Origin of the sequence: Geodermatophilus nigrescens (assembly GCF_900129495.1) — a bacterium.
In the GTDB taxonomy this organism is placed as follows: domain Bacteria; phylum Actinomycetota; class Actinomycetes; order Mycobacteriales; family Geodermatophilaceae; genus Geodermatophilus; species Geodermatophilus nigrescens.
Genome location: NZ_FQVX01000001.1, coordinates 199,623 through 211,941 on the forward strand (window position 1 = coordinate 199,623; position 12,319 = coordinate 211,941).

Consider the following 12,319-nt stretch of genomic DNA (forward strand, 5'->3'; position numbering starts at 1 on the left):
GGGAGACGAAGGGGAGGTCGAGGGAGCGCCGGAGGGCGCGCTCGGGCTCGACTCCGGGTCCGAGGGCGGGGCGGTTGCTGCTGGTGTGGAGGAGGCCGGGGGGGCCGTGGGCGAGGGGCTCCCCGGTCGCGGTCGACCGTTCCCTGTCACCCCTCCGGGAGCACGTGACGGGCTCGCGTCCTGTCCCCCGGCAGACGGCGGCCCGCTCCGGTCGCCCCTGCTTGCGGCGCTGTCCGTCGCCAGCGGATCGCCGGTGGGCGTGGACGAGGACGCGGTGCAGACCAGCGCGCTGGTCAGGACGACCGCAGCGCAGGAAACAGTCACACTGTTGCGACGGCGCACGAGAGACTCCTCATGCCGGATGCAGGGGCGTGGTGGGCGGCAGGGGGCTGCCGGCGGCCTCGGGCCGACCGAGGAGGAGCGGCGACGCTCCTCGACACGATGTGTGTCCCCCGATGGTGACAGTCGTCCAGTCGGGCGGCGACAGCTCCCGAGGCACCTGTGGCGGGTGGTGCAGAGGTACCGGATGAGGTCGCCGATGTGAGGTGCCGATCACCAGTGCGATGGCGCTGCTGTGACTCAGGGCATGACGCTGGCTCTCGACTGGATCTGTTGTGCCACACGGATCGCCCATACCATCTGGGTGGTTGAGCGTGGAATCACCGCGCTGGCCATCTACACCGCCGCCCTCGCGGCGGGTGGGCACGGGGGCTCGCCATCAGTAGCAGCGTTCGTCGTGACGGATCCGTTCGTCACCAGGTCGTCGTATCGTCCCACCGAGGGTGGGGCGTCTTCGCGTCGCGTCTGCGGGGGGAGGGGACAGCAGCCCGCCGCGCCTGGCGGGGGCGATACGTCCGCCGGGCCATCGCGGCTGACGCGCTCGCCGCGGGAGTTGCGGGGGTCGTCGGCTACTCGATCCGCTTCGGCGCCGACCAGTCGCAGGCCACGGACGCTTCCCTCTGGTTCGCCGCACTCCTGCCGATGGTGTGGGTCCTGGCCATGCTCGTCGGTCGCGCCTACGAGGAGCGGTTCCTCTGGGTCGGGCCCGAGGAGTTCCGGCGTGTCTTCGACGCTGCGGTCCTCCTGCTCGCAGCCGTCGCCACGGTCTCGTGGGGCCTCGACATCGACGTGGCCCGCGGCTTCGTCGTCGTCGCTCTGCCCCTGGCGACCGCGCTGACGCTCGCCTCTCGTCTGGCCCACCGCCAGTGGCTGAAGCGGGAACGTGGTCGTGGCAGGTACCAGCAGACGACCCTCCTCGTCGGGCACCGCAGCGCGGTCGGCGCGCTCGACGAGCAGATCGACCGCGAGGCGCACCACGGCCTCACGGTGATCGGCTGCTGCCTCCCCGACAGCCGGTACGCCGCGGACGCCTTCAACGGGCTCCCTGTCCTCGGCGGCCTCGACGAGGTCGCCCGGGTGGTCCGCGAGTACGAGGTGGACACCGTCGCCGTGCTGCCCTGCCCCGAGCTCGACGGCCCGTCGCTGCGCCGGCTCGGCTGGGAGCTCGAGGACACGCAGGCCGAGTTGCTGCTCGCCCCGGCCGTGACGGAGATCGTCGGGCCGCGGGTGCGCATCCGGCCGGTCAGCGGCCTGCCGCTGCTGCACATGGAGCGTCCGGAGCTCAAGGGCGTCCGCCGCCTCACCAAGGAGGCGTTCGACCGCACCAGCGCCGCGGTGGGGCTGCTCCTCTTCCTCCCGCTCCTGCTCGGTGTGGCGCTGGCGGTCAAGGTCACCAGCCGGGGACCAATCTTCTTCCGGCAGGAGCGCGTGGGCCGGGACGGCAAAGCCTTCGGCATGCTCAAGTTCCGCAGCATGGTGGTCGGCGCCGACCGGATGGTCGACGAGATGGCCGGTCAGGCCGACGGCAACGGTGTCCTGTTCAAGAAGAAGGTAGACCCGCGCGTCACCCGCGTCGGGCGGGTGCTGCGCCGGTACTCGATCGACGAACTGCCGCAGCTGATCAACGTCCTCAAGGGCGACATGTCCCTGGTGGGCCCGCGGCCCCCGCTGCAGCGTGAGGTCGACCAGTACGGCTACGACATGCACCGACGCTTCCTGGTCAAGCCGGGTCTCACCGGCCTGTGGCAGGTCAGCGGCCGCTCGGACCTGTCGTGGGACGACTCGGTGCGCATCGACGTCCGCTACGTGGAGAACTGGTCGCTGGCCTTCGACGCGATGATCCTGTGGAAGACCGTGGGTGCCGTCGTCCGTGGCTCCGGCGCGTACTGAGCGTCCGACGGCGAGTCTGCGTCGTCCCGGTGCCGACGCGGTCCTCCGGTGGCTGTTCGCCCTGGTGGCCGCCGGGATGCTGACGGCGTTCGCGGCGCTGCTGCTGACCGGACGCTATTTCAACGAAGGACCCGTGCTCGTCTCGCTGAGCGAGACGCACGGCCTGCACAAGGGCGACGTCTTCGTCATCACCGGCTGGGCGGCCGGGATGCTGTCGCTGACGGGCCTGCTGCTGGTCCGCCGGCGCTGAGCTCAGGCGGCGACGCGGCGCCGGAGCAGGGCGCCGGACGGCGCGATGCCGCAGGCCGCGGCCGCCATCAGCAGCGAGCCGTGCTCGGCCACGAACACGTGCAGCGCCAGCCAGGTCGAGCCGAGGAGGAAGGACACGCCCCGGAGCATGATCGCCAGGCGCCGGAGCGCCCCGGTGCCCCTGGGGTGTCGGGGACGGGTGGGGCGGATGGTCAGCGCGGGACGTCGGGGAGCGCCTGGCCGGTGAACTCGTCGGCGTTCAGGGCCAGCGAGTCGTTGCGCAGGTAGGCCCACATGCGCTCGCCGGTGACGTCGTCGAGGTAGACGACGCTGGCCGGGCCCTCCATGCCGGTGCCGAGCACGGGCGCGGTGAACGACTGGACGTTCTCCGGCCGCAGGCCGCGCAGCGAGTAGGCGAGCCCCAGCAGGTCGCCGTTGCCGAGGGCGTCGTCGACGGCGACGGCGCTGGTGACCGACAGCAGGGCGGCGTCGAGGCGGCCCGGGTCGGTGAGCGTGCCGGAGCTGAACAGCTGGGTGAACACGGCCTCGAGGTACTGCTGCTGGCGGCGCACCCGGTCGAAGTCGCCGCCGGGCAGACCGTAGCGCTGGCCGAGGTACCAGCGGGCCTGGTCGCCGTCGAGGTGGTTGACGCCGGCCGGGAAGGTGTACGGCCCGTTGCTGGTGGTCTCGGCGACGACGACGTCGACCCCGCCGAGGTCGTCGGTGACCGCGACGATCCCCTCGAAGTCGATGGCCACGTAGTGGTCGATGCGAACGTCCGTCAGCTGCTCGACGGTCTGGATGAGCAACGAGGGACCGCCGTAGGCGTAGGCCGCGTTGATCTTGTTCCTGCCGTACCCGGGGATGTCCACCCAGGAGTCACGAGGGATCGAGACGAGCTGGGCGTGCTGCCGGTCGCCGGTGAAGCGGGCGATCATGATGGCGTCGGAGCGGCCACCGGAGGCGATGCCCTCGTCCGCGCTGCCGCGGCTGTCGGTGCCCACCAGGAGGAAGGTGACCGGCTCGGCGCCGGCGGGCTGCGCCGGGGTGGCCGGCGCCGGACGGGCCTCCTCGTCGAGGTCCGTGAAGACGTCGGCGACGCGGTCGATGTTGCCGCCGTAGCGGTCGGTCAGGTACCAGAGCCCACCACCGACCAGGGCCACGAGCAGCAGCACCAGCACGGTCAGCGCGACGAGGAACCGCCGGAGTCCGCGACGACGGTGCCGGTGCGGCTCCGGTGCGGCCGGCTCGTCGGTGAGCAGCGTCGAGCCGCTCGGTGCCTCGTCGGCCATGCCCCACCCCCCGTGACGGTCCGTCACGGGCGAGGCTACGGCCGCGAGCGCCCGAGCGTGAGCCTGCTCCCACTCCTCGGGGTGAGCGTCACGCACCGTGGACGGAGCCGTTCCCTCCCCTCCTCCGATCGGGCACCATCGGGGCGTGCTCCCCGTCCCGTCGACGACGCCCGTCCGCGAGTCCCGGCTCCGGCGCCACTGGCACCGGTTCCGCTGGGTGGGGGAGGACGCCTTCAGCGGCGCCAGCCTCTATGCGTGCCGGTGCGGCGTCGTCCGCCCCGCGCCCTAGGCGGACCACCGGGACGGGTCCCGCACAGGCGCCGAGCCCGGCGCCGTGTTGCACTTCGACGGCGAAGTGTCGGCTCGGACGGAAGGAGGCGCCGATGCGCATCTCGGTGATCGGTTGCGGCTACCTGGGTGCGGTCCACGCGGCCTCCATGGTGGAACTCGGACACGAGGTCGTCGGCGTCGACGTCGACCAGCGGAAGATCGCGGCGCTCTGCGAGGGGCGCGCGCCGTTCTACGAGCCCGACTTCGAGAGCCTGCTGCAGCACGCGCTGGACTCCGGGCGGCTGCGGTTCAGCACCGACGTCGCCGACGCGGCCGGGGCGAAGGTGCACTTCGTCTGCGTCGGCACCCCGCAGCGGCACGGTGAGTACGCCGCCGACCTCCGTTTCGTCCGCGCGGCCACCGAGTCGCTGCTGCAGGTGGTCGAGCCCGGCGACCTCGTCGTCGGCAAGTCCACCGTGCCGGTCGGGACCGCCGCCGAGCTCGCGGCCATGTTCACCGAGAAGGTGCCCGGCTCGCTGGTCGCCTGGAACCCGGAGTTCCTGCGCGAGGGCTTCGCGGTGCGCGACACCCTGCACCCCGACCGGCTGGTCTACGGGCTCCCGTCCGACGGCGACGGCGCGGTGGCCGAGCGGCTGCTGGACGAGGTCTACGCGCCGATCGTCGCCCGCGGCACCCCGAAGGTGACCACCGACTACGCCACCGCCGAGATGGTGAAGACGGCGGCCAACTCGTTCCTGGCCACGAAGATCTCCTTCATCAACGCGATGGCCGAGCTGTGCGAGGCCACGGGCGCGGACGTGAAGTTGCTGGCGGACGCGATCGGCTACGACGACCGGATCGGCCGGAAGTTCCTCAACGCCGGCCTCGGCTTCGGCGGGGGGTGCCTGCCCAAGGACATCCGCGCCTTCATGGCTCGCGCCGGTGAGCTGGGGGCGGACCAGGCGCTGACGTTCCTGCGCGAGGTCGACAACATCAACATGCGCCGCCGGATCCGCATGGTGGAGCTGGCCCGGGAGGTGCTCGACGGGTCGCTGCTGGGCAAGCGGGTGGCGGTGCTGGGCGCGGCGTTCAAGCCCGACAGCGACGACATCCGCGACTCCCCGGCCCTCAACGTCGCCGCGCAGCTGCAGCTGCAGGGCGCGGTGGTCCGGGTGACCGACCCGGCGGCCGTCGAGAACAGTCGGCGCGAGTGGCCGCACCTGGACTTCGCGGCGACGCCGGAGGAGGCGGCCGAGCGGGCCGACGCCGTCCTGGTGCTCACCGAGTGGCGGGAGTACCGCGAGCTCGACCCGGTCGCCTTCGGGACGGTGGTGAGGGCCAAGCGGGTGCTCGACGGGCGCAACGCGCTCGACCGCGAGGCCTGGACCGCCGCCGGCTGGACCTACCGCGCCCTGGGCCGCCGCGCCGGCTGAGCCGGCTCAGTACGCGCCCGAGCCGCGGAGGACCGCGCCGGCCGTCTTCCAGAGGATCATGAAGTCGAAGGCCAGCGACCAGTTCTCCACGTAGCGGACGTCGATGCGCACCGAGTCGTCCCACGACAGGTCCGAGCGGCCGCTCACCTGCCACAGCCCCGTCAGGCCCGGCTTGACGAGGAAGCGGCGGTGCATGTCGACGCCGTACTGCTCGACCTCCCGCGCGAGTGGCGGGCGCGGGCCGACCAGCGACATGTCCCCGCGCAGCACGTTGATCAGCTGGGGCAGCTCGTCGACCGAGTAGCGGCGTATCACCCGGCCCACCCGCGTGACGCGCGGGTCGTGCCTCATCTTGAACAGCACGCCGTTGCCCTCGTCGGACGCTGACAGCTCCTGCACCAGCGCCGGCGCGTCCTGCACCATGCTGCGGAACTTGAGCATGGTGAAGGTCTCGCCGCAGCGGCCGACCCGCTCCTGCCGGAAGAGCACCGGCCCGCGGCTGTCCAGGCGAACGGCCAGGGCGACCGCGAGGAGCACCGGCGACAGGAACAGCAGCCCCAGCGCGGCCATCGACCGGTCGAAGACCTCCTTGGTCCAGCGCCGGACGCCGGTGAGCTCCGGCCGCTCCACGTGCAGCAGCGGGAGCCCGGCCACCGGCCGGATGTGTACGCGCGGGCCGACGACGTCGGTGACCGCGGGCGCGAGCAGGAGTTCGGCGTCGGTGTCCTCGAGCTGCCAGCCGAGCCGGCGCAGCACCGCGCCGTGGATCTCCGGCCCCGGGAGCACGGCGACGGTGTCCACCTCGAACGCGGAGACGACGTCGACGACGTCGGCCACCCCGCCGAGCACCGGCAGGCCGTTGAAGGCGTCTGCGCCGCTGGACTGCTCCCGCGTGGGCAGGCAGCACCCGATCACCCTGTAGCCCTGTTCCGGGCTGCGCTGGAGCTGCTCGTCGAGGGCGGCGACGGTCTCCCGCGACCCCACCAGGATCGTCGTCTGCAGGAAGTCGCCGCGCTGGCGGGACCGGCGCAGGTGGTGGCGGTGGGCCAGCCGCATCGCCAGCGTCAGGACCGTGGCCAGCGGCAGGGTGAGGACGACGAGACCGCGGGCGACGTCGAGGTGCAGCCCCCAGAACACCGTGGCGACCAGGGCGAGGACCAGCACGGCCGCGTTGACGACCCGGCGGTACTCCTCGACGCCGATCCACAGGAACCGCTCCTCGTAGGCCCGGGCCACGAGCATGACCGGCACCCAGACGAGCGGCAGGACCAGCACGGACCAGCCGGGCGGGCGCGGGCCCTCGGCGGCGAAGACGTCGAACCAGAGCAGGTAGCCGGCGGCCGCCGCGACGGCGGCGGCCGCCGCGTCGAGCACCGCGGTGCGGCGGACGTAGCGCGCTCGCCAGGCCCGGCGGGCGACGGTCCCCGCCCCGCGGAGGCCGGGTGCGAAGAGCTCCCAGCCGTTCGCCGGCGGTGGTGCGTCAGATCTGCGTCTCGGGCCCGAGACACTCGTGGCGGACATGGCCTCACTCCCCGTGGTCCCCGTTCAGCGGACGTCAGAGGCGACACGCCCGCGCCGGGTCATTGCGCCACGGAATGCGGAACGGCACCACTCCGTCCCTGGCCTGGGCGTATCCGCAGGGCGCGGCCCCGACACGCCGCGACGACGGTTGTACGGGGAGGAGTCGACCGGTCAGGCGACCGGGTGGCCTGGCCAGGAGGCGTCAGGCGGGGTCGCCCGTGGCCGCGGCAGCGCGGAGTTCGTCCTCGAGGCCGGCCAGGACGTCGTCGACCTCGCGGCGGAGGTCGGGGCCGACCTCCGCGTCGACGGTGTCGGCCAGGCGGATACCGCGGCCGACCACCAGTGCGAGAGCCGTCGCCGCGGCGAGCCAGCCCAGTCCGATGATCACGAGTGCGGTCACGGGTCCTTCGTAGGGGAACCGAGTCCAGGCGCCGGCCCGGACGCGCAGGCAGAAGTTGCCGAGAGCGACGCCGTCGGGAGTGGATCGGCAGCAGGAGGGAACTCCCGTCCCGCTGGTCCCACCTACCCCCGACGGGTGACGGAGGGGTCACGTCCGGGCCGGTTCGTGCCGATGACGCACGCGTGTGGACGTGGATCGTCGGCGGGCTCGCCGCGTGGCTGCTGGCCGCTGTCGTGCTCGGGGTCGTGCTCGGCAAGGGCATCCGTCTCGCCGACCGCCCGTCGGCCGTCGGCGCGCCGGCTCGGGCAGCCAGGTCAGCCCGCCGCCGCCTGCCGCTCCCGCCGGTCGGGATCGCCCTCGCCCTGATCGCCGTCGCCCTCGAGGCCGTCGGCTACGCCCTGAGGCTGAGCGGCGCCCGCGGCCAGCTCGCGCAGACCCTGTCGATGGACGCGCCGTTCTCCCTGCCGCGGCTCTACGTGGCGGCCCTGTTCGGCGCGGCCGCGCTGGCCGCCGTCGCCGGCGCGGCCCGCAACCCGGGCCGGCGCACCTGGTGGCTCGCCGTCGGCGCCGTCACGGCGGGCATCGCCACGGTCAAGGCGGGTGGCACGGTGCACGTCACCGCCATGCAGGCGCTGTCGGCCCGCAGCTCCGACACCGTCGCCACCGTGGTCAGCGTCGTGCTCGCGGTCGGCGTGCTCGCCGTCCTCGCGTTCGTCAGCCGCGCCGAGCGCCGTGACCGCCGCCGGGTGCTCTCGGCCTTCGCGCTGTACGCGACCGCCTCGGTCGGCCTGTCGGCCGTCTCGGGGGTGGTCGGGAGCGGGCTCTACGCGATGGCGACGTTCGTCGAGGAGTCGGGGGAGGCGCTCGGTGGTGTCGCGGTGTTGATGGCCGTGCTCATCGGCGTCGCGCCCAGGCTGGTGCTGCCCGCCGCGGCCCTGCGCCGTCGCGACGACGCGCTCTCGCTCGAGGCGCCCGCCGTGCGGGCTCCCGCGGCGCAGGACTAGATCAGCGCAGGACGAGCGGGCGGCGCGGCGAAGGCAGGGCATCCCCGCGGCGGATCCCGCGGTCGACGACGTCGGCGCGGCGCAACGCCGAGCCCAGCAGGAACCCGAGCGGGAGACTCAGCGCCACCCAGACCAGGCAGACCACTGCGACGACCACGGTCACTCCTCGTCGAACGACCAGTCCCCCCGAGCCCCGGTGGCTCCACGAGAGCGCTGCCCCGCGGAGGGCGTCCGTAAACACCGCCGTGGCGTCGCTTTCCGCGACCGGTGCGGGTCCTGTGCGTGGCGACGCCCCGCGACACGTCGCGCCGTCGCGCGCGCAACGCGGGGATGCGCTTGTCGGTCCCGTCCGGCGCGGGTCAGCATGCACCCGTCGACCGCGCCGGTGACGGTCGTCACCCGTGGTCGAGTAACCGGCCCGGCAGGCTCCGAGGTGACCGATGAACGCCTACGTCGTCATCGGACTGCTCTGGTTCCCCGTCACCGCCCTCCTCGCGCTGGCGATCGGCCGCGCCTTCCGCGCCGCCGACCGGCGCGACGACCGCAGCCCGCCCCCGGGGGCGTCCGTGACGCGGCACCGTCTCGCCGGCACCGACGACGACCTCCCCGTCACCGTCGACGCCGACACGCTGACCTGGTGGTACGAGCTGGAGAGCCCCGACCGCCGTCGCGACGACGCCTGACGTCCCACCGGGTCACGCCCCGGTCGAGCGCACCGCGCGGGCGAGGGCGCGCAGGTCCAGCAGCGGGGACCACTCGCGGACGTAGCGCTCGGCCGCGGCGCGCTCGTCGCCGGAGTGCGTGCCGGGCAGGTGGCGCAGGCTGACCAGACCCGGCCGCAGCAGCAGGCGCACGTCGCCGTCGGGCCGGTCGTCCCCCTCCGGGGACACGGCCCGCGGGCCGACCAGCGCCATGTCGCCGCGCAGCACGTTGACCAGCTGCAGCAGCTCGTCGAGGCAGGTGCGCCGGACCAGCTCGCGGACGGGGCTGCTCCCGTGCCCCGCCGGCGGCAGCGTGCGCAGGCGCAGCACGGCGAACCGCCGCCGCTCGCGTCCGGCCACGGGACGGCGGTCGAGCAGCGGCCCGTCGTCGGTGCTCCAGATGACGAGCGCGACGAGCAGCAACCACGGGACCGTGCAGACGAGCAGGACCGCCGCGAGCAGCCGGTCCAGGACGGACTTGAGCAGGGCCGGGCCGGGGGACGCCAGGGCGGCGGACCGGCTGCCGGGGGCCAGTGGCACGGTCAGCACCCCCCGGCGCGGGAGGCGGGGGCGGGCGGGTCGGGAGGACGGGCGGGCACGCCCGGGGTCGTACGCATGGGTCTGGTCCTCGGGGAACGCGGCGGGGTGCCGCAGGGCGGGTGGGACGGCGGCGGGCGGGCGCACGAGGGCGTGCGCCGGCCGGGGCCGCTCAGTCCGGCCGCGTCGCCGGGTCGCCGGCCCGGCTCGCCACGAGGCCGACGGCACCGGTGAGGCCGGTGCGGCAGGCCGTCGGGTCGTCGGCGGTCCAGCCGCCGGCGAGGGTCGCCGCCGTCGCCTCGACGCCGCCACGGGTGCGTTCGTCGGACCCGGAGGCCGTGGTGCCGCAGCCCCCGGAGCCGAGCTGGCCCGGGGTGGGCACGGGCGCCGGCGGTGGTGCCAGCGGGCGCGGGGGAGCCGCGGGCGGGCCGGGAGGTGGCGGCGCGGTGCCGCCCGTCCCCGCGGTGAGCGCGGGCACGGGCGCGTCCGGCCCGGTCCCGGAGGGCGCGACGGCGGTGGCCCGGGAGGCGGCGGGCACGGGCGACGGCGGCCCGCGGCCGGAGACGGTCGAGGGCCGGTCCGCCGTCGCGGCGTCGCAGGTGCCGGCGAGCGAGCCGCTCCCGGGCCCGGCGGTGCCGGCGGGGACGTCCTGCGCCGCCTCCGCCGACGGCGCGGGCTCCGCGGCGGGCTCGGTGCCCGACTCCTCCTCGGCCACCGCCGGCTCGGCGGGCGACCCCTCCGCGGGCTCCGCCGGCGCCCCGGGGGCCGCCCCGGCCGGCGTCGTGGCGGCCGGCACCTCCGCGGGCGTCTCCTGGGCGGGCGCCGGCTCGGTCCCGGTGCCGTCGGGCGTCACCACGGGCGCCGGGCCGGGGGTGTCGACGACCGGCTCGGTCACGACCGGCTCGACCACCGGCTCGCTCACCGGCGCGGTCACCGGATCGGTCGTGACCGGCGGGGTGCCCACGGGCACGGGAGGCCGCGGCGGGACGACCGGCGCGGGAGCGGGCGGGACGGGCGTCGGCGCGGGCGCCTCCTCCGGCTCGTCGGCGGGCGGCGCGGGGGCCGGCGACGTCACCGGCGGGGGAACCGGCGCGGGCGGCGGCGGGGTTGCCGGCTCGGCCTCGGGCTCCGGCTCGGGGGCCGATTCGGGCTCGGCGACCGGCGCCGGCTCGGCCGTGGCGCCGTCCTCCGGTGCGGGCGCCTGGGTGCCGCCGTCGGTGGCCGTCGGCGCGTCGGCGCGGGCGTCCGGGGCGAGGGCGGCCAGCACGACCCAGGCGGCCAGGGCGAGCACGCAGGCGAGGACGAGGCGGAGGGGCCACGGCGCACGACGCCGCCCGGTCGGCAGCCCGCGGCGGGCCGTGCCGATCGGCAGGGGGCCCACCGGCACCCGGCTCGTCACCCAGCGCACGGTCGGCGCTCCGGCGGCCGGCGTCAAGTGCCGCCGCGGCTGTCCTGACGCGACGCGCGGGGAGCGGTCACGGGCCGTGGTCACCCGCACGAGCAGGGTGCGGCACGCGGGACGGTCCGGGCGGCCCGCTGGTCAGTACGCTCGGCGCCCCCGTCCCGGCCGGCTGACCCCGGCCGGCCGCTGGAGAGGAGGCGGGCCGGGACGCCCGGCCCACGCAGCATGCTCGCGTTGCTCGCTGACCACAGGGACCAGGCACGGACCCGGCTGCGGCCGGAGGTCTGGGACTACTACGAGGCCGGCTCCGGTGAGGAGGTCACCCTCGCCGAGGCCGAGGCCAGCTGGCGGGAGTTCCGGCTGCGGCCGCGCGTGCTGCGCGACGTCTCGCGCGTCGACCTCACGACCAGCCTGCTCGGCGCCGAGCTCGCCTCGCCGTTCGTCGTCGCGCCGATGGCGTTCCACGCGCTCGCCCACGAGGACGCCGAGTGCGCCACCATCCGCGGGACCGGTGACGCCGGGAACCTCACCGTCATCTCCACCCGGGCCTCCCGGACGATCGAGGAGATCGGCGCCGCCGCCACCGGGCCCTGGTGGTTCCAGGCCTACCTGATGCGCGACCGCGGCCTCACCGAGGCGCTGGTCCAGCGCGCCGCGGCCGCCGGGGCGCGCGCCGTCGTCCTCACCGTCGACACCCCGTACGTGGGGAAGAAGGACAAGGTCAGCGGCACCCGGATCGCCGTCCCCGACGACCAGTACCTGGTCAACCTCGCCCAGCACCTGGTCCCCGGCGCCGTCGGCCGCGAGTCGGCCGAGCAGGACCCCTCGATGACGCCGGACAGCATCGCCCGGCTCGCCGACGTCGGCGGCCTGCCCGTGCTGGTCAAGGGCGTGCTCCGCGGCGACGAGGCGCGCCGCTGCGTCGACGCCGGCGCGGCGGGCGTGATCGTCTCCAACCACGGCGGCCGCCAGCTCGACCGCGCCGTCCCCAGCGCGCACGCCCTGCCCGAGGTGCTCGAGGCCGTCGGCGGGGCGGTGCCGGTCCTGGTCGACGGCGGCATCCGCAGCGGCACCGACGCGCTCGTGGCCCTCGCCACCGGCGCCGACGCCGTCCTCGTGGGCCGCCCCGTCCTCTGGGCGCTGGCGGCCGGCGGGGCGCCCGCCGTCACCGCGTCGCTGCAGGCGCTGACCGCGCACCTGCAGCACGTGCTGGCCGTGGCCGGCGCCACCTGCCCGGCCGACCTCGACCCGAGCATGGTGGTCCGGGCGCGGGCCTAGGCG

At 75.2% G+C, this 12,319-nt stretch carries 13 protein-coding genes; 6 read left to right on the forward strand and 7 right to left on the reverse strand.

All coding sequences use genetic code 11. The features are described 5' to 3' along the window. Positions 1–864: 864 nt before the first annotated feature. Positions 865–2,229 carry a sugar transferase gene (locus tag BUE37_RS00925; RefSeq protein ID WP_281248059.1) on the forward strand — a complete coding sequence of 455 codons (1,365 nt, stop codon included), beginning with the start codon at positions 865–867 and terminating at the stop codon, positions 2,227–2,229. A gap of 252 nt (positions 2,230–2,481) precedes the next feature. Here BUE37_RS00925 and BUE37_RS24680 read toward each other — a convergent pair whose 3' ends face one another. Together BUE37_RS24680 and BUE37_RS00935 are read right to left on the reverse strand one after the other, a co-directional pair. Further along, positions 2,482–2,616 (reverse strand): hypothetical protein, encoded by a 135-nt coding sequence (locus BUE37_RS24680; RefSeq protein WP_281248028.1) that lies wholly within the window; start codon positions 2,614–2,616, stop codon positions 2,482–2,484. A gap of 74 nt (positions 2,617–2,690) precedes the next feature. Next, on the reverse strand, positions 2,691–3,770 hold the full coding sequence (locus BUE37_RS00935; RefSeq protein WP_073418000.1) for an LCP family protein: 1,080 nt from the start codon (positions 3,768–3,770) through the stop codon (positions 2,691–2,693). A gap of 145 nt (positions 3,771–3,915) precedes the next feature. Between BUE37_RS00935 and BUE37_RS23565 the strand changes: the two genes are divergently transcribed. Continuing rightward, complete coding sequence (locus BUE37_RS23565; RefSeq protein WP_175562764.1) at positions 3,916–4,059, forward strand: hypothetical protein; 144 nt, start codon at positions 3,916–3,918, stop codon at positions 4,057–4,059. Between the two features lie 94 nt (positions 4,060–4,153). Next, entirely contained in the window at positions 4,154–5,473 is a 1,320-nt protein-coding gene (locus tag BUE37_RS00940) for a UDP-glucose dehydrogenase family protein (protein ID WP_073418002.1), read from the forward strand. 6 nt (positions 5,474–5,479) lie between these two features. Here the strand turns inward: BUE37_RS00940 and BUE37_RS00945 are convergent, their stop codons facing one another. Both BUE37_RS00945 and BUE37_RS00950 read right to left on the reverse strand, forming a co-directional pair. Beyond that, positions 5,480–6,994, reverse strand: coding sequence for a sugar transferase (locus tag BUE37_RS00945; protein ID WP_073418004.1), 1,515 nt, complete (start codon positions 6,992–6,994; stop codon positions 5,480–5,482). A gap of 202 nt (positions 6,995–7,196) precedes the next feature. Then, positions 7,197–7,394, reverse strand: coding sequence for a hypothetical protein (locus BUE37_RS00950; RefSeq protein ID WP_073418006.1), 198 nt, complete (start codon positions 7,392–7,394; stop codon positions 7,197–7,199). 182 nt (positions 7,395–7,576) lie between these two features. Between BUE37_RS00950 and BUE37_RS00955 the strand changes: the two genes are divergently transcribed. Then, positions 7,577–8,398 carry a hypothetical protein gene (locus BUE37_RS00955; protein ID WP_073418008.1) on the forward strand — a complete coding sequence of 274 codons (822 nt, stop codon included), beginning with the start codon at positions 7,577–7,579 and terminating at the stop codon, positions 8,396–8,398. 1 nt (position 8,399) lies between these two features. On the opposite strand, the gene BUE37_RS23570 is transcribed toward BUE37_RS00955, so the two are convergent. Further along, positions 8,400–8,555 carry a hypothetical protein gene (locus tag BUE37_RS23570; RefSeq protein WP_175562765.1) on the reverse strand — a complete coding sequence of 52 codons (156 nt, stop codon included), beginning with the start codon at positions 8,553–8,555 and terminating at the stop codon, positions 8,400–8,402. 283 nt (positions 8,556–8,838) lie between these two features. On the opposite strand from BUE37_RS23570, the gene BUE37_RS00960 reads away from it, so the two are divergent. After that, positions 8,839–9,081 carry a hypothetical protein gene (locus tag BUE37_RS00960; RefSeq protein WP_073418010.1) on the forward strand — a complete coding sequence of 81 codons (243 nt, stop codon included), beginning with the start codon at positions 8,839–8,841 and terminating at the stop codon, positions 9,079–9,081. Between the two features lie 12 nt (positions 9,082–9,093). Here the strand turns inward: BUE37_RS00960 and BUE37_RS23575 are convergent, their stop codons facing one another. Together BUE37_RS23575 and BUE37_RS23580 are read right to left on the reverse strand one after the other, a co-directional pair. Next, a complete protein-coding gene (locus tag BUE37_RS23575; RefSeq protein ID WP_175562766.1) occupies positions 9,094–9,639 on the reverse strand; it encodes a sugar transferase in 546 nt (181 codons plus the stop codon). Between the two features lie 169 nt (positions 9,640–9,808). After that, positions 9,809–11,035 (reverse strand): hypothetical protein, encoded by a 1,227-nt coding sequence (locus BUE37_RS23580; protein WP_175562767.1) that lies wholly within the window; start codon positions 11,033–11,035, stop codon positions 9,809–9,811. Positions 11,036–11,272: 237 nt separating this feature from the next. Here BUE37_RS23580 and BUE37_RS00975 point away from each other — a divergent pair, with 237 nt between their 5' ends. Continuing rightward, positions 11,273–12,316: an alpha-hydroxy acid oxidase gene (locus BUE37_RS00975; RefSeq protein WP_083628414.1), complete on the forward strand. Its 1,044-nt coding sequence runs from the start codon at positions 11,273–11,275 to the stop codon at positions 12,314–12,316. The last annotated feature ends 3 nt before the right edge of the window (positions 12,317–12,319 follow it).